Consider the following 16,246-nt stretch of genomic DNA (forward strand, 5'->3'; position numbering starts at 1 on the left):
TCGCGAGTACTCCTCACTCCGCCGCAATCTTCCCCGCCAGTTCCCGGTTCTTCATCAGCTTGTAGATGACCGAGTCCATCAAGGCCTGGAACGAAGCGTCGATGATGTTTTCCGACACGCCGACCGTCCACCAGCGCACCCCGCTCGAATCGGTGGATTCGATCAGCACGCGGGTGATCGCTTCCGTGCCGCCGTTCAGGATACGCACCTTGAAATCGGCCAGAACGAGGTCGTCGATCTCGTTCTGGTATTTGCCGAAATCCTTGCGGAGCGCGAGGTCCAGTGCATTGACCGGACCTTCGCCTTCGGCGACCGACATATGCGGCTCGCCATCGATGACGATCTTCACCACCGCTTCCGAGACGGTCTTCACCCGTCCGAAATTGTCGAAGCGGCGCTCCACCATCACCCGGAACCCGTCGACATCGAAGAAGCTCGGAATGGTGCCGAGCGTGCGGCGGGCGAGCAGTTCGAAACTCGCATCCGCCCCCTCATAGGCATAGCCCGACGCTTCCCGTTCCTTGACGATCGAGATCAGCTGGTCGAGCTTCGGATCGTCCTTCAAGACTTCTATGCCACGGCGTTTGAGGGCATTGATGAAGTTCGACTTGCCACCCTGGTCCGACACCATAACCTTGCGGAAATTGCCGACGCTGTCCGGCGTCACATGCTCGTAGGTTCGCGGATCCTTGAGCAGCGCCGAGGCATGGATCCCCGCCTTGGTGGCAAAGGCGGACGCCCCGACATAGGGCGCCTGATGGTTGGGCGAGCGGTTGAGCAACTCGTCGAAGGAATGCGACAGCCTCGTCAGTCCCGACAGCCGATCCGGGTCGATGGCGGTCTCGAAACGGGAAGCATAGGCCTCCTTCAGACAGAGGGTGGCGATCAAGGTAATCATATTGGCATTGCCGCAGCGCTCGCCGATACCGTTCAGCGTGCCTTGCACCTGCCGACAGCCGGCCTCGATGGCGGCAAGCGAATTGGCGACCGCCTGTCCGGTATCGTCATGTGCATGGATGCCGAGCGACGAACCGGGAATGCCGGCGTCGATGACGGCAGAGACGATCGTCTTGATCTCATGCGGCTGGGTGCCGCCATTGGTATCGCACAGCACGATCCAGCGGGCGCCGGCGTGATGGGCGGTGCGGGCACAGGCCAGCGCATAATCGGGATTGGCCTTGTAGCCGTCGAAGAAATGCTCGCAATCGACCAGTGGTTCCTTGCCGGCGGCCCTGGCCGCCTCGACGCTGTCACGGATCGAGGCGAGGTTTTCCTCATTGCTGCAGCCGAGCGCGACCCTGACGTGATAATCCCAGCTTTTGGCGACGAAACAGGTCGCATCGCTTTTGGCCTGCATCAGCACGGAAAGCCCCGGATCGTTGGAGGCGGACATGCCGGCACGCTTGGTCATGCCGAAGGCGACGAATTTGGCCCGCACCGTGCGCTTCTCCCGGAAAAACGCCGTATCGGTCGGATTGGCGCCGGGATAGCCGCCCTCGATATAGTCGATGCCGAATTCGTCGAGCATGGCCGAAATCGCGATCTTGTCCTCGACCGAAAAATCGACGCCTGGCGTCTGCTGCCCATCGCGCAGCGTGGTGTCGAAGAGATAGATGCGGTCGCGTGCCATGGTGTTCTCCTCCCAGAGCAATTCATTTGGTCGTTCAAAAAAGTCCCCCTCTGGCCTGCCGGCGTCCTTCGGACCCCACCACAGGGGGGAGAAAACCCGCATCAGCCGCCTACCCAAATTCAGCCTCGGCGGATCGGCCGGGTTAAGCCCTCCCCCTTGTGGGGAGGGTTGGGAGGGGACTTTTATTGTTGGTCTTAAATCTTCCCCGCAAACCCATCCGTCGCCCGGATCAGTCGGTCGGTGATGCCGGGTTCCGAGACTGCATGCCCGGCGCCCTCGACGATGTGGAAATCGGCATCCGTCCAGACCTTCGACAACTGCCAGGCATATTTGAGCGGGCAGGGCATGTCGTAGCGGCCATGCACGATGACGCCGGGAATGCCTTGCAGCTTGACCGCATCGCGCAGGAGCTGCCCGTCTTCCAGCCAGCCGTCATGGACGAAGAAATGGTTCTCGATGCGGGCGAAGGCCAGCGCGAAATGATCCTCGTCATGGTTCGATGCAAGCTGCGGGTCGGGCAGAAGCGTGATCGTCGAGCCCTCCCACACGCTCCACGCCTTGGCGCAGGCGATCTGCTGCGCCTTGTCGCTGCCGGTCAGGCGGCGGTGATAGGCGGCCATCATCTCGTGGCGTTCCTCTTCCGGAATGGGAGCAACGAAGGCCTCCCATTTGTCGGGGAACATTTCCGAGACGCCGAACTGGTAGTACCAGTCGAGCTCCGGCCTGGTCAGCGTATAGACGCCGCGCAGCAGAAGTTCGGTGACGCGTTCGGGATGCGTCTCGGCATAGGCAAGCGCCAGCGTCGAGCCCCAGGAACCGCCGAATACCTGCCATTTGTCGACACCGACCATCTCCCTGAGCCGTTCGATATCGGCGACCAGATGCCAGGTCGTGTTGGCGTCGAGACCGGCATGCGGTGTCGAGCGCCCGCAGCCACGTTGGTCGAACAGAAGAATGTCGTAAAGCGCCGGATCGAACAGTCGTGCCTGGATCGATGTGATGCCGCCGCCTGGTCCGCCATGCAGGAAGACGACCGGCTTGGCGCCTTTCGTGCCATGCCGTTCGAAATAGATCACATGCCCATCGCCGACATCGAGCCTGCCGGTGTCGTAAGGTGTCGAGACGGGGTAGAGCGTGCGCAAGATGTCGGTCACAGATGCAAGCCTTTCTCGGGCCAATGTTCGGTATCGTGGTCGGGATGCTGGAAGGAGATGATCTGCTCCTGGTTCAGCACATCCTCGCTGTCCGGGCGGATGGGGGCTGCGAAGATCTCCGTCACCCATGGAATATGGCTCCCGAAATTCACCTGGATCTTCGGCATGAGATCGTCGCGATTGTCGAAGGCGCCGATCGCAAGCTCCAGTCCGCCCGGATGGCGATAGGTCAGCGGCGTGCCGCAGCGCTTGCAGAAGCCGCGGTCGATATTGACCGAGGACTGGAACCAGGTCGGCTCGCCGCGGGTCCATTCGATGCCGGTGTCGGGCCCCTGGGGTGGCGCGGAAACCAGCGGCCCGAAAAAGCCGCCGAATGCCTTCTGGCACATGCGGCAATGGCAGATCGAGGCACGGCCGAGCGCGCCATGGGTCCTGAAACGCACCGCGCCGCACTGGCAGCCGCCGGCTCTGTCGGTTGCTGAAGTCACCGTCTCGCTCATGCATCGTCCTCCTTGGTGGCGCCATCCCTGACCGGCTTGGTCGAGGCGACGGGCTGCCATGTCTCTGTTTCGTGATCGGGATGCTGGTTGGAGACGAGATCGGCAAGGAAGGGCGCTTCCGCGATATCGTCCATGGTTTCATGCGCCGGCAATGCGCCGAGATGATCGACGAAGGGCACCTTCGCCTCGACGCCATATTGTATCGACGGCGGCAAAGCAGACGGATCGTCCAGCGCCCCGGCCGAGACGGCAATGCCGTCGGCTGCCTCATAGGAAAGCGGCGTGCCGCAATTGCCGCAAAACCCGCGTCTGGCGTGATTGGACGACTGGAAATAGCTGGGCGCCCCGCGCGTCCAGCGGAACGTCGCGCCGCGTGTCGAGACGAGCGGCGCATAATAGGCGCCGAATGCCTTCTGGCACATGCGACAGTGACAGATCGACGTCTCTTTCGGCTTGCCCTCGATGACGAAACGGATCGCGCCGCACTGGCAGCCGCCGGTATGAAGGTGATGGGTCACGGTGCCGTCCCTTCCAGCCAGTTCTCCACCTTCAGGCCTTCGACGCGGGAAAACTCGCGGATATTGTTGGTAACGAGCGTCAGGTCGAGAGAGCGGGCATGGGCGGCGATGAAGAGGTCCACCGGTCCAATCAGTGCGCCCTTCATCGTCAAATCGTTGCGGATCGCGGCGTAGTGGAATGTCGAGGCCTCTTCGTAGGGGGCGACCGCAAGTCGTTGGATCAGGGCTTCGACCAGCGCTTTCAGTCTCGATGAGCCTCTTTTCTCCGCACCATAACGAAGCTCCGAAGCAACCAGGCTACTGATGCAGCACAGTGCACGCATGTCAAACATGCGGTGTGCAACCATTCCGTCTGGACGACGGATGAGCTCCGAGGCGATATTTGTGTCGAGCATGTAGCGCCAAGCCGTTGTCACCGGTCGACATCCTTGAAGATGTCACTCTCCTTCATCGGAGGCTGATCTTCGTCTACGTTAGGGAACTCCTCATCCCAAGGCTCGATGCTCGCCAGCCATTGGCGAAAGTCATCTTTTTGACCAACCGGCTCGATCACCAGCCGGTCGCCTTCCTTGCGCATGACGGCTTCCTCGCCGGCCATTTCGAATTCGGCCGGGATGACGACCGCCTGGGCACCGCCATTGCGGAAGAATTTTACGTGATGCTCTGCACTCATGTCGTCCTCCTTCACGCCTCGGTTGAAAGCATAGGGCGGCAGGCCCCAAAGCGGCAAGCCTGAAGCAACAGGCTTGCCGCATCACCGGCTACCGCTTCAGTTCCCAGGTCGTCACCCGTTCTCCGGTCGAGGCATCCTTGCCGTCCTTCAACTGGATGCCCTTGGCCGAAAGCTCGTCGCGGATCTTGTCCGCCTCGGTGAAGTTCTTCGCCTTCAGCATTTCAAGCCGCATCTGAACCAGCGCATCGACCGCACCGGCAAGTGCATCGTCGACCTCAGTCTTTTTCGGCAGCACACCGAGAAGGGCGGCACTCGCGGCAAACATCGGCAGAAGCGACCTGTCGGCATTGGCCTCCTGCGCCAGCGCATGGATGCGCTGCACGGCGGCAACCGTGTTGAGATCGTCGCAAAGCGCATCGAGCACGATCGGGCAGGGGGCGGTGCCGGCCGGAATGTCGGAGGCATCGACGGCCGGCCATTTGGCCAGAAGCCGCTCGGCCTCTTCCAGCCGCTTCACCGAAAAATCGATCGGCTCGCGATAATGGGTCATCAGCATGGCAAGACGCAGCACCTCGCCCGGCCATTTGCGGCCGCCGAACGTGTCTGTCTCTAGAAGCTGGTTGATGGTGATGAAATTGCCGTCCGACTTCGACATCTTGCGGCCTTCGACCTGCACGAAGCCGTTATGCATCCAGACATTCGCCATCACCTCGGTGCCATGGGCGCAACGGGACTGGGCGATCTCGTTTTCATGATGCGGGAAGATCAGGTCCAGCCCGCCGCCATGAATGTCGAACACCTCGCCGAGATAGCGGCCGCTCATCGCCGAGCACTCGATATGCCAGCCCGGACGGCCGCGGCCCCAAGGGCTTTCCCAGCCGGGTTCGCTGTCGGAGGAGAGCTTCCACAGCACGAAATCGCCTGGGTTCTTCTTGTGCGCGTCGACCGCGATACGGGCGCCGGCCTGCTGCTCGTCGAGCGGGCGCTTGGAAAGCTGGCCGTAATCGGCCATCGACTTCGTGTCGAACAGCACTTCGCCGGAGGCTACATAGGCATGGCCGCGGGCGATCAGCTTTTCGATAATGTCGATCATCTGGGCAATATTGTCGGTGGCGCGCGGCTCGACTGTCGGCTCGAGGCAGCCGAGAGCGGCGACATCCGCATGGAATTGCTTCGCCGTCTTTTCCGTCACCGCATGGATGGCATCATTCAGCGGCAGATGCGGAAAATCGCGCAGCGCCCGCGCGTTGATCTTGTCGTCGACGTCGGTGATGTTGCGGGCATAGGTGACATGTGCGTCGCCATAGGCATGCTTCAAGAGCCGGAACAGCACGTCGAACACGATCACCGGGCGGGCATTGCCGATATGGGCGAAGTCATAGACCGTCGGTCCGCAGACATACATGCGCACATTGTCGGCATCGATCGGCTGGAAGGCCGATTTCTCGCGGATCAAGGTATTATATAGCTTGAGCGTGACGCTCATCGAAAAATTCTCCCAGTGTCCTGACGGCATGCCGCGACCGGTACCGGACCGGAGCGTTTGTCTTCAAGGCTTTTCGAGAGACGAAAACGGCCGGACCAGCGCGAACGCTAGCGGATAATCTTCCCACAAATGGAAATCGTCGTTTTCATGGTCTGGGTTATGGCGCGGGCGGTCGGTTTGGTCAAGACCCTTGCTCGGCCGGCCGGGCCTCATGGCCCAGCATGCGCTTTGCCACGGTGCGCGCCGTCGCCGGCCCGGTCAGCACCACGAACAGGAAACGGCCGATCTGCATGGCCATGACGAATGGCACGTCGACATTGGTCGATGCGGCAATGATCGCTACCGAATCGGCACCACCCGGACTGGTCGCAAGATAGGCCGTCAGCGGATCGACGCCGGTCGCAAGCGCCAGGATGACGGCAAACACGCCGCTGATGGCGATGAGCCCGATCACCGAGGCCAGAACCCGGAAGAAATTGCGCGCCGCATAGGAAACGACCTGGCGGGTAAAGCGTCCGCCGATCGACCAGCCGATCAGCGCATAGGAGAGAGCAAGCAGCCATGGCGGCAGCACCAGCGGCATGCCGAACAGAAGCTTCAGTGCCAGGCAGGCGGCAATCGGGCCGAGCAGGGGCGCGCCCGGCAGCCGGATCTGCATGAACACCCAAGCGGAAGCGAAGGCGACCGCAAGCGTCAGCAACACCTGAAATACGGAAAGCGCCGGAAACCAGTCGATCGCCTCGGCAGCCGCCGGCGTCACGCCGAACAGGCGGGCAACCACGGTTGCCACCAGCGCGCAGCAGACAACGCGGATATATTGCATGAAGGCGACGAGCCGCATGTCGCCGCCATAGGATTCCGACATCTGCACCATCACGGATGCGGCCCCCGGCGAGGAACCCCAGATCGCCGTCGTGCCGGGAAAGACCCGCGCCTTGACCATCATCACGCCGAGCACCAGCGCTGCAAAGGCGGTGGCCAGGATGCCCAGCACGAAAATATACCACTGATGCGCCAGCTCGGAGAAGATCGACGGCGGCATGTTGGAGGCGATCATCACCCCGATCACGCTCTGGGCGGCGCTGAACGTCACCTTCGGCAGGCGGAAACTCATGCCTGACAAGGCCATGATGATGGCCATCGCCATAGGCCCGAGCAGCAAGGCGGCCGGCAGGTTCATCAGTTCCAGCAGCCAGCCGAGGATCAGCGAGCCTATGGCAAGGATCACCCAGCGCACCGTGGCTGGCAGGGCCGCAAGGCGGTCCTGCCAGCCGGCACGTGTTTCCTGTTCGTCGGACATCAGTTGGTCAGCCATCGGTCATCCAAGGGTAAGGTCCGCAGTCGTGGTGACGCGGGCGATCCGCGGGAAGATGAATTTGAACGCCATGTCGTGCAGTTCGGCGGAAACGCCGGTCGAGGCATCCTCGACCACGACAACGTTATAGCCATGCTCCCAGCCGGCACGCACCGTCGATTCGACGCCGAAATTGGTGGCGATGCCGCCGACAACGATCGTCTGGATGCCGCGGCGGCGAAGCTTGACGTCGAGATCTGTGCCATGGAAGGCGCCCCATTGGCGCTTGGTCACCGTCAGGTCGCCCGGCTGTTTCAGCTCTGCGTCGAGTTCCGTCCAGCCTTCCGGATAGTTACGCGGAGCGCTCGCATCGGTCAGTCCGCGCGGCGCATCGCCGAAATCCGGCCCGAAATCGACATTGACGAGAACCACCGGCGCATTCGCCTTGCGAAAGGTCTCTGCAAGCGCGCGCCCCTTGGCAAGCACGTCGGCGCTCGCATGCGGCGCGGTGTTCATCGCGAGGATGCCCTTCTGCAGGTCGATAAGCACGAGGGCGGTGGTCTTGGGGTCGAGTGCGAGCATGACGGGCCTTTCTAGGTCGGATTCCAGATGCGGACAAGGCAAGGGGATGCGCAACGGTATGCACAAGGGGATGCGGTAAACGGCATGATGCAGACGGCAGGTTGACGAAAGGATGACGAGAGGTCTGCAGCATGTTATGCGAGGGGTGTCTCGCATAACTTCTATTTGAGGATTGCCTCGCAAATGTCAACAGTGTCTGAGCCGAAGGCGGTGGAACCGAAGCGCAAACGCGGTCACGAACGCGTCGCCGTCATCGTCGAGACGGCGATCGGCCTGTTCGCCGCCGAGGGTTTTCGCGCCGTTACCATGTCGGACATCGCTGCCCGCTCCGGCACCGCGATCGGCTCGCTCTACCGTTTCTTCCCGACCAAGGACGCACTCGCCCAGGCGATCATGGATCGCTACGGCACGCATCTGACCGACGAGCTCGAAAAGGTGATTGCGATTGCCGAGCGCTCCTCGGCGAAAGAGGTCGCCCATGCGCTGGTGGCGATGATGCTGGGCCTGCAGACGGAACGTGCGGCAGCGCTGGTCCTGGCGGATGCCCGCGAGGATGGGCCGCTGCGCCGCGAAGGCATTCGTCGCCAGATGCTGGAGAAACTGACGGCGGTGCTGGCTTTGATTGACCGGCAGCCGATCCCCGCCGGGATCGACCAGCGCTCCTGGATGCTTCTTTACGCGCTGAAGGCGGTCCGCCAGTTCGACCATGACCACCCGGCCTTGTCGAAACGCCTTGTCGCGGACGCCTGCCTTCTGGTCGAGCCGCTTGTCGCGGCCGGCCTCACCAAGCGTGGCTGAAGAGACGCCGAACGCGTTGAAAGTTCATCAGTTTCCAGCTGTCGGACGGCGCATCCGGCTGTGAACGAAATAGGCGAGCGCACCGACGAGAACGGCCGCTATCGCCAGCGCGATGAGCAGGTGAAGATGCAGCTTCAGCCGCCCGAAAAGCGCCTCCACCGCATTGCCGAACAGATAGCCGATCGCCGTGATCAACAGAGCCCAGACCACGGCGGCGACGAAATTCAGGACGACGAAGCGCAGCGCCGGCACCGATGTCAGCCCGATCGCGATGGGGCTGACCGTCCGCATGCCGTAGATGAAGCGGAAGGCAAGGATGAAGCCGGTCGGATGGGCCTCCAGCAGGTCGTTGACCTTGCGCGCCGCATCGGTCTTCAAAAGCCTCTGGACGATCGAAAGCCGGTTGGCATAGCGCCCGGCGAAAAACCAGGCCTGGTCGCAGGCAAACGAGCCGAGCGCCGCAGCCGTCGCCGCCTCGGGAAAGCTCAGGAAATGCCGATGGGCAAACACCCCGCCCAGAAACACCGCCGTCTCGCCCTCGAAGGCAGCGCCGAGAAACACGGCCAGCACGCCGTATTGGGAAATCAGGTGCGCGAGCGACAGATGATCGAAGGACAGGGGCAGGCTCCGAAGCGGTTGAATTGCGTCTCAGCAATGTAGCGGAGAGACGATGAAAGTCATGCCTGCTCGCCAATCAGGCCAAACCTCATGCCGGCAGCCGGTAATCGACGAAGCGGTTCTCGCGCACGACGAACAGCTTGCCGCTTTCGGCAAGATCGGGAGAGGCGAGCGGCAGGATCTTTGCCGCCACTTCGGACGGATGGGGCAGGGTGTCCGGATCTTCGCCGGGCATGGCCTGCGCCCGCATCGCCGTGCGGGTGGCGCCGGGATTGACCATGTTGATCTTCAGCGGCGTATGCGCCATCTCCTCCGCCCAGATCCGCCCCATCGTCTCGACCGCCGCCTTCGACATCGCATAGGCGCCCCAGAAGGAGCGTGGATTGGTGGCGACGCCCGAAGACAGAAGGATGGCGCGTCCGGCATCGGATTTGACCAGCAGCGGTTCGAGCGACCGCACCAGCCGCCACATCGACGTGACATTGGTCGTCATCACCCGCTCGAACACTTTTGCCTCGATATGGGCGACCGGCGAGATGACGCCGAGAATGCCGGCATTGGCAACCAGAATGTCGAGCCTGCCCCAGCGTTCGAATATCGAGGCGCCGAGCCGGTCGATCGCTTCCATGTCGGAAAGATCGAAAGGCACCAGCGTCGCAGATCCGCCTATGGCCTTGATCGCATCGTCGAGCTCTTCCAGCCCGCCGACCGTGCGGGCGCAGGCAATCACATGCGCACCGGCCTTGGCGAGCTCCAGCGCGGTGAAATAGCCGATGCCGCGCGAGGCCCCCGTCACCAGCGCAATCCTGCCTTTGAGATCGATCGTCATGTCATTCGCCCCAATCCTGTCCCATCGCCGCTCCGATGGCTTGATGTCGAGGCTTGTCACAGAGGACGAACGGAGGCAAGGGCGCCGTTGGCGCAGTAAAAGAGGATTGCCCGATGGCCGGTCGCCGCGAATGGATGGTAATCTCGTCAGGCCAGCGCAAGGACAGCCTTGGTCGTTATCAACAGGGAAACGGCAAGCAGCAGCCAAAGAATAATGCGCCGGTAGGTGGCTTCACCGGTATGGGCAAATCCTTTCGCGCCCAGCCAGATACAGCCGGTATAGATGGGGACGAGCATCAGCGACAGCTGCAGCCGGGGCGCCGTGACCATGCCGTAGCCGATATAGGTGGCCCCCAAGATCAGGCTCTCGCCGGTCAGGAATACGATCGCGTCGGCCCGTGTCGTGCGGGCATCCATATTTCTCCCAAGCAGGTAAATCATCGCAGGTGGCCCGAATATGCCGCACACGCCTCCGGCAAAACCCGACACGGCTCCGGCCGCCACACTTCTGGCCGGCCCGGTTCCGAGCCGAAATGCCGTGCTGAGCAACATATGGCCTGTGGTCAGCAACAGGAACAGACCCACGATCAGTTGGGCAAGGGACTGATCGACGATGAGCAGCACCATGACGCCCAGAGGCGAGAGCGCCATCGCGCCGACGCTCATCCAGAGAATTGTCCGTCTGTCGCATTGTGGAGCCGCCTTCCAGACGAGCGGGAGGGAGGGCAGGAGATCGATGAGGAACAATGTCACGACAGCGGTCTGAGCGTCATAGACAAGCGCAATCAGCGGAACGAAAATCATCGCCGTGCCGAACGCGGCAAACCCTCGCGAAAAGCCTGCCGCCGCTGCTGCCAGAACACAAATCAGCAATTCCATAGCCAACGATTCCTTGTCCGCTCTCGCAACGCTCTGCTGCGTCGAGGATGCGAAAAATCGGGCGTGATCAGAAGCGGAGAAGTTATGCTATCACTGGCACTATCAGGATGGGGCTGGCCATATGGCAAGTGACACGGCGCGCGCAGAGTTGGCGGCATTCCTCAAGTCGAGGCGCGGCAGACTGTCCCCTACGAGTTTCGGCCTGCCCGCCGGCGCCGGTCGACGAACACCAGGCCTGCGCCGTGAGGAGGTCGCGGCGCTTTGCGGCGTCGGTCTCACCTGGTACATCTGTCTGGAACAGGGCAAGGAAATCCAGGTCTCGGCCGCATTTCTCGATAATCTGGTGCGCGGCCTGCGTTTCAGCGAGGCGGAACGGGCACATCTGTTCGCCCTGGCGGGCCATCGCCGCCTGTCGTCATCCGGTTTGCCCTCATCAGGCCCGCCGTCATCAGGCCAGCCAGCATCCGAACAGCCGGATCAGGCATTGCAGGCCATTCTCGATGGTATCAGCAATGCCGCCTATGTCCGCAACAGCCGCTTCGACGTCTTCGCCTGGAATGCTGCCAATACCGGGTTGTTTGGCGATTTCGCCACCATTGCGCCCGGCGAGCGCAATGTCATTCGCCTGATGTTTCTCCGCAGTTATCATCGGCGCGCAATGCCCGACTGGGAGAACGATGCCCGCGCATTGCTGGCACGGTTCCGCATCAATCTCGGCCTTGCAACGGACAAGGTACCGTTTTCCTCTCTCGTGGATGAATTGACCGGCCTCAGCGCCGAATTTCGCCGCCTGTGGGCAGAGCACGAAGTGAGCAATGCCGGCGAAGGCGTCACGCTTTTCCATTCAAAGCGTCACGGCCACCACCGCTTTCGCCACCATCTCCTGATGCCGGAAGCATGGCCTGACCTACGAATCGTGGTTTACCTTCCAGACGCTGCCCCCTTGCTCTCATCGATTGATGAGAATCCCTAGAACGTGCGAAGCAGGGGGGGCAAAAATCGCAAAGGCGCCCCCTTGGTGAAAGGGTTTCCGCTACTTTGTGAGTGACGCGGCGCCTCTCGCTCCTGCTGGGAAAATTAAGATTTGGCGCCTCATTGCCAGCCGCCGCGAATTGCCTATTCTCTTCCTGCGCCCATTCGTCAAAGGCGGTGACACTTCATGTCCTGCAGATCCCTTCGTCTTGCCCTCTCTACCTGCCTTTTCTTCATCACTTCGACCCTTGCCCATGCGGATGAGAACCTGGCCTATACGTGGCAGGGGATCGAGCGCACGGCCATCCTGCATGTGCCTCCCGGTGCAGCCGGCAAGCCGGTGCCGCTCGTCATCGTCATGTACGGGTCGGACGACAAGGCGGCGAGTTTCCAGAAGACCAGCGGCTTCGATGCCGTGGCCGACCGGGAGGATTTCGCCACCCTCTATCCCGAGGCGATCGACAGTTTCTGGAGCTTTTCCGGCAAGAAGCCGCTGGTCAACGGCGTGCTTGTCGATGATATCGGCTTTTTCCGCACCATGATCGACGACCTGACAGGCCGGGGCATCGTCGATGGCGCCCGTGTCTATGCCACCGGCTTTTCGCTCGGCGCGCTGATGACCTATACGGTCGCCTGCGCCATGCCGGACAGGATCGCCGCCATCGCCACCGTGTCGAGCGCCATGAACGAGGCGCAGGTGGAAAGCTGCAAGCCCGGCCATCCCATGCCGGTGATGATGATCAACGGCACCGGTGACGAGGTGCAGCTCTATGATGGCCATATCCGCCCCTTCGGCCGTCTTCTGTCTGTCCCCGAGACGACGGAATACTGGCGTCGCATTGATGGCTGCAGCGGCGAAAGCGCCGAAAAGCTGCCGCATCTGAACGAGCATGACCTGACCCGCGCGAGCCTCGTGGAATGGTCCGGCTGCAAGGCGGATACGGGCGTGGAATTGTACCGTATCGAAAACGGTGGCCATTGCTGGCCCCATCTTGCTGCACCCGCCGGCAATATCGCCGTGGATGGCCCCCGTTTCGGCGGCTGCAGCCGCGACATCGAGACGCCGGCGGAAGTGTGGAATTTCTTCAAGCGCTACAAGATCGACTGACCGGTATCTTTCAGGGAGACGGGGCAGGGCGGGCGGCCAGCGGCCAGCCATTGGGGAGGAAGCGAAGAGGGGAAGCGGGCGAGCGATGCGGACCTTTCCTCCTCGCCGCACCACGACCTCGTGACAAACCGTATCGGGGAGTTGTGGTTGACACCGTCCCGCCTTTCTTGTTAGCGGAAGTCATGCCAGCCTTCTGGCCGTAAGCGTTTAACGTCAAGCAACGCACTTATCGATCCTTGCCGGTCGGAGTGCGTTTTTTTGTGCCCGCCGGTCGAGGACTGCCAAGAGGATACCCATGGCTTTTCAGACTGCGCGCGATCCGCAGCAGGTCCGTCTTTACCTGCTAGCCGTCATTTTGTTCATCTCCTATCTCTGCGTCGCCATCGCCCTGCCGGTCATTCCCGTGCATGTGACGACGACGCTCGGCCTCGGCAACGGTTGGGCCGGGCTCGGTGTCGGCATCGCCTTTCTGGCGACCATCCTGACCCGCGGCCATGCCGGCGCGCTCTGCGACGAGCACGGCGCCAAGGTGGCCGTCCGCCGCGGGCTGACCCTCTACAGCATCGGCGCGCTCATCTCGCTGGCCTCGGGCCTGCTGTCGGCCGAGCCCTTCATCGCATTCGCCGTACTCTCCGTCGGACGCCTGTCGATCGGCCTCGGTGAAAGCCTCGTCGCCGTCGGCACCATTTCCTGGGGCATCGGCATGGTCGGGCCGGATCGCTCCGGCAAGGTCATGGCGCTGGTCGGCGCCGCCATGTATGGCGCGCTCGCCTTCGGTGGCCCGGTCGGCCTGCTTCTTCTCGATCACGTCGGCTTTGCCGGCGCGATGGCCGTCAGCTTCGTGCTGCCACTGGCGGGCCTCGTGGCGATCCGCGCCATCCCCGCCGTCGCCCCGCCGCCGGCAAGGGAGCGCCCGCCGCTCCGGGTCGTCATCGGCACGATCTGGATGCATGGCATGATCGTCTGCCTGCAGGGCATCGGCTTTGCCGGCATCGGTTCCTTCTTCGCGCTTTACTTCCGCGACCAGCACTGGGGCATGGCAGGGCTCGGGCTGACGGCCTTCGGCTCCGGCTTCGTGCTGGTGCGCATCCTGTTCGGCAACCTGCCCGATCGCTTCGGCGGCGTCACCGTGGCGATCGTCTCGCTGGCGGTGGAAGCTGTCGGTCAGTTCCTCGTCTGGGGATCGGTTGGTCCGCATCTGGCGCTCGCCGGCGCCTTCATGACTGGGCTCGGATGCTCGATGATCTATCCCGCCATGGGGCGCGAAGTGGTGCAGCTCGTGGCGCCGCACCTGCGCGGCACCGCCCTTGGCGGCTTTTCCGCCTTCCAGGATATCGCCTATGGGCTGACCGGACCACTTGCCGGCCTGCTTGCCGACAGGTCCGGCTATGGCAGCGTTTTCCTGACCGGCGCCATCGCCGCCGTGATCGGCTTCGTCATCGCCGTCCTCCTGCGCCGTCGCCATGCCCTGATGACCGCCTAACCCGATCAGGATATCGAGACAATCAACTGAAACGCAAAACGGCCGCCCGGCATATGCCGCGCGGCCGTTTCGTCATCGGGGTGTCCGGCAGAAGAGGCTGCCGAAGTGGCTTCGATCAGCCGTTGCTGGCGAGCAGCGATACCTTGCGGCCGACGGCCTCGCCGTCCTTGTCGAGAAGACGGGTCGGGTAGTCGCCGGTGAAATAGTGGTCGGTGAACTGCGGCCGTGCATCGTTGCGGTCCTCGCCGCCGACGGCACGGTAGAGACCGTTGATCGACAGGAATTCGAGGCTGTCGCAGCCGATATATTTGCACATCGCTTCCAGGTTTTCATACTGGTTGGCGAGCAGCTTTTCCCGGTCCGGCGTGTCGATGCCGTAGAAGTCGGGATAATAGATCATCGGGCTTGCGACGCGCAGATGCACTTCCTTGGCGCCGGCATCGCGGATCATCTGCACGATCTTCAACGATGTGGTGCCGCGAACGACCGAATCATCGACCAGCACGACGCGCTTGCCTTCGATCATCGCCCGGTTGGCGGAATGCTTCAGCTTCACGCCGAAGGCGCGGATCTGCTGTGTCGGTTCGATGAAGGTGCGGCCGACATAATGGTTGCGGATGATGCCGTATTCGAACGGAATGCCGCTTTCCTGCGCGTAACCGAGTGCAGCAGGCGTGCCGCCATCCGGCACCGGCACGACGACATCGGCCTCGACCGGAGCTTCCTTGGCCAGGTTGATGCCCATGTTCTTGCGCGCGACATAGACCGAACGGCCGCCGACGACCGAGTCGGGACGGGCGAAATAGACATATTCGAACAGGCAAAGCCGCTCGGGCTGGCCATTGCCGGCCTTGCGGGCGTCGATGGTGATCGAGCCGTCGGACTGGATCTCGCAGATGATCACTTCGCCGTTTTCGACGTCGCGGACGAACTTGGCGCCGATAATATCGAGCGCGCAGGTTTCCGACGCAAAGACAGGCTTGCCGTCGAGTTCACCCATGACCAGCGGGCGGATGCCGACCGGGTCGCGGGCGGCGATCAGCTTGGTGCGGGTGATGGCCAGCATCGAATAGCCGCCTTCCATCTGGCGGATCGCATCGATGAAACGGTCTGCCGTGGACGTGTAGCGGGAACGGGCGATGAGATGCAGGACGACTTCGGTATCGGACGTAGACTGACAGATGGCGCCACCGGCGATCAGCTGGCGACGCAGCGTCAGCCCGTTGGTGAAATTGCCGTTATGGGCAATCGCGATACCGCCGACCTCGAGTTCGGCAAACAGCGGCTGTACGTTTCTGAGGGCCACTTCGCCGGTCGTCGAATAGCGGTTATGGCCGATCGAGATATTGCCCGGCAGTTTGGCGAGCGTTGCCGGATCGGTATAATGGTCGCCGACGAGGCCCATGCGGCGTTCCGAATGGAAGCGCAGGCCATCGAAGGAAACGATACCGGCCGCTTCCTGGCCGCGATGCTGAAGCGCATGCAGGCCAAGCGCCGTCAGCGTCGCCGCATCGGGATGTCCGAGGATACCGAATACGCCGCATTCTTCATGAAGCGTATCCTCCTCCCATACGTTGGAGAGTTTGACATCAAATGTCTGCGAAGCCGACTGGTCCATCGTGAGCCTGTGCCCTTGATCTAAAATGGAAAGGCCGGCCGGGGAAATGATCCCCGGAGCCAGCCCGCTCTCTACCTGAATTCAACTCATACCACAAATGGTGAC

At 62.3% G+C, this 16,246-nt stretch carries 17 protein-coding genes; 4 read left to right on the forward strand and 13 right to left on the reverse strand.

What is annotated here, in order from left to right; genetic code table 11:
- Positions 1-13: 13 nt before the first annotated feature.
- From cimA to NCHU2750_RS04940, 9 genes are all read right to left on the reverse strand, one after another.
- Entirely contained in the window at positions 14-1,630 is a 1,617-nt protein-coding gene (gene cimA / locus NCHU2750_RS04900) for a citramalate synthase (protein ID WP_119939432.1), read from the reverse strand.
- 194 nt (positions 1,631-1,824) lie between these two features.
- Positions 1,825-2,784, reverse strand: a complete 960-nt coding sequence (pip, locus tag NCHU2750_RS04905) for a prolyl aminopeptidase (RefSeq protein ID WP_119939433.1) — start codon at positions 2,782-2,784, stop codon at positions 1,825-1,827.
- On the reverse strand, positions 2,781-3,284 hold the full coding sequence (locus tag NCHU2750_RS04910) for a GFA family protein (protein WP_119939434.1): 504 nt from the start codon (positions 3,282-3,284) through the stop codon (positions 2,781-2,783). Before NCHU2750_RS04910 ends, pip begins: the two co-directional genes overlap by 4 nt.
- Positions 3,281-3,802, reverse strand: a complete 522-nt coding sequence (locus NCHU2750_RS04915; RefSeq protein WP_119939435.1) for a GFA family protein — start codon at positions 3,800-3,802, stop codon at positions 3,281-3,283. The genes NCHU2750_RS04910 and NCHU2750_RS04915 overlap by 4 nt, the downstream gene beginning before the upstream one ends.
- Positions 3,799-4,197, reverse strand: coding sequence for a type II toxin-antitoxin system VapC family toxin (locus tag NCHU2750_RS04920; RefSeq protein ID WP_119942961.1), 399 nt, complete (start codon positions 4,195-4,197; stop codon positions 3,799-3,801). Before NCHU2750_RS04920 ends, NCHU2750_RS04915 begins: the two co-directional genes overlap by 4 nt.
- Before the next feature lie 17 nt (positions 4,198-4,214).
- Entirely contained in the window at positions 4,215-4,475 is a 261-nt protein-coding gene (locus NCHU2750_RS04925; RefSeq protein WP_119942963.1) for an antitoxin, read from the reverse strand.
- Between the two features lie 88 nt (positions 4,476-4,563).
- A complete protein-coding gene (gene cysS / locus NCHU2750_RS04930) occupies positions 4,564-5,961 on the reverse strand; it encodes a cysteine--tRNA ligase (RefSeq protein WP_119939436.1) in 1,398 nt (465 codons plus the stop codon).
- A gap of 181 nt (positions 5,962-6,142) precedes the next feature.
- Positions 6,143-7,276, reverse strand: coding sequence for an AbrB family transcriptional regulator (locus tag NCHU2750_RS04935; RefSeq protein ID WP_245480335.1), 1,134 nt, complete (start codon positions 7,274-7,276; stop codon positions 6,143-6,145).
- Between the two features lie 3 nt (positions 7,277-7,279).
- Positions 7,280-7,837 (reverse strand): hydrolase, encoded by a 558-nt coding sequence (locus tag NCHU2750_RS04940; protein WP_119939437.1) that lies wholly within the window; start codon positions 7,835-7,837, stop codon positions 7,280-7,282.
- 183 nt (positions 7,838-8,020) lie between these two features.
- Here NCHU2750_RS04940 and NCHU2750_RS04945 point away from each other — a divergent pair, with 183 nt between their 5' ends.
- Positions 8,021-8,635 carry a TetR/AcrR family transcriptional regulator gene (locus tag NCHU2750_RS04945; RefSeq protein ID WP_119939438.1) on the forward strand — a complete coding sequence of 205 codons (615 nt, stop codon included), beginning with the start codon at positions 8,021-8,023 and terminating at the stop codon, positions 8,633-8,635.
- Between the two features lie 27 nt (positions 8,636-8,662).
- On the opposite strand, the gene NCHU2750_RS04950 is transcribed toward NCHU2750_RS04945, so the two are convergent.
- The 3 genes from NCHU2750_RS04950 to NCHU2750_RS04960 all read right to left on the reverse strand — a co-directional run bounded on the left by NCHU2750_RS04950 (position 8,663) and on the right by NCHU2750_RS04960 (position 10,960).
- Complete coding sequence (locus tag NCHU2750_RS04950) at positions 8,663-9,238, reverse strand: DedA family protein (RefSeq protein WP_119939439.1); 576 nt, start codon at positions 9,236-9,238, stop codon at positions 8,663-8,665.
- A gap of 103 nt (positions 9,239-9,341) precedes the next feature.
- Positions 9,342-10,082 carry an SDR family NAD(P)-dependent oxidoreductase gene (locus NCHU2750_RS04955; RefSeq protein WP_119939440.1) on the reverse strand — a complete coding sequence of 247 codons (741 nt, stop codon included), beginning with the start codon at positions 10,080-10,082 and terminating at the stop codon, positions 9,342-9,344.
- 146 nt (positions 10,083-10,228) lie between these two features.
- On the reverse strand, positions 10,229-10,960 hold the full coding sequence (locus NCHU2750_RS04960) for a sulfite exporter TauE/SafE family protein (RefSeq protein WP_119939441.1): 732 nt from the start codon (positions 10,958-10,960) through the stop codon (positions 10,229-10,231).
- Between the two features lie 121 nt (positions 10,961-11,081).
- Here NCHU2750_RS04960 and NCHU2750_RS04965 point away from each other — a divergent pair, with 121 nt between their 5' ends.
- The 3 genes from NCHU2750_RS04965 (at position 11,082) to NCHU2750_RS04975 (ending at position 14,523) form a co-directional block, all read left to right on the forward strand.
- Entirely contained in the window at positions 11,082-11,933 is an 852-nt protein-coding gene (locus tag NCHU2750_RS04965) for a helix-turn-helix transcriptional regulator (protein ID WP_119939442.1), read from the forward strand.
- A gap of 186 nt (positions 11,934-12,119) precedes the next feature.
- The gene (locus NCHU2750_RS04970) at positions 12,120-13,040 is read left to right on the forward strand and encodes a CE1 family esterase (RefSeq protein ID WP_119939443.1); all 921 of its coding nucleotides are present in this window, start codon (positions 12,120-12,122) and stop codon (positions 13,038-13,040) included.
- A 295-nt stretch (positions 13,041-13,335) separates the two neighbouring features.
- Positions 13,336-14,523 (forward strand): arabinose transporter, encoded by a 1,188-nt coding sequence (locus NCHU2750_RS04975; RefSeq protein WP_119939444.1) that lies wholly within the window; start codon positions 13,336-13,338, stop codon positions 14,521-14,523.
- Between the two features lie 115 nt (positions 14,524-14,638).
- On the opposite strand, the gene purF is transcribed toward NCHU2750_RS04975, so the two are convergent.
- Complete coding sequence (gene purF, locus NCHU2750_RS04980) at positions 14,639-16,141, reverse strand: amidophosphoribosyltransferase (protein ID WP_119939445.1); 1,503 nt, start codon at positions 16,139-16,141, stop codon at positions 14,639-14,641.
- Positions 16,142-16,246: the final 105 nt, after the last annotated feature.

It is taken from the genome of Neorhizobium sp. NCHU2750, assembly GCF_003597675.1.
Classification (GTDB): domain Bacteria; phylum Pseudomonadota; class Alphaproteobacteria; order Rhizobiales; family Rhizobiaceae; genus Neorhizobium.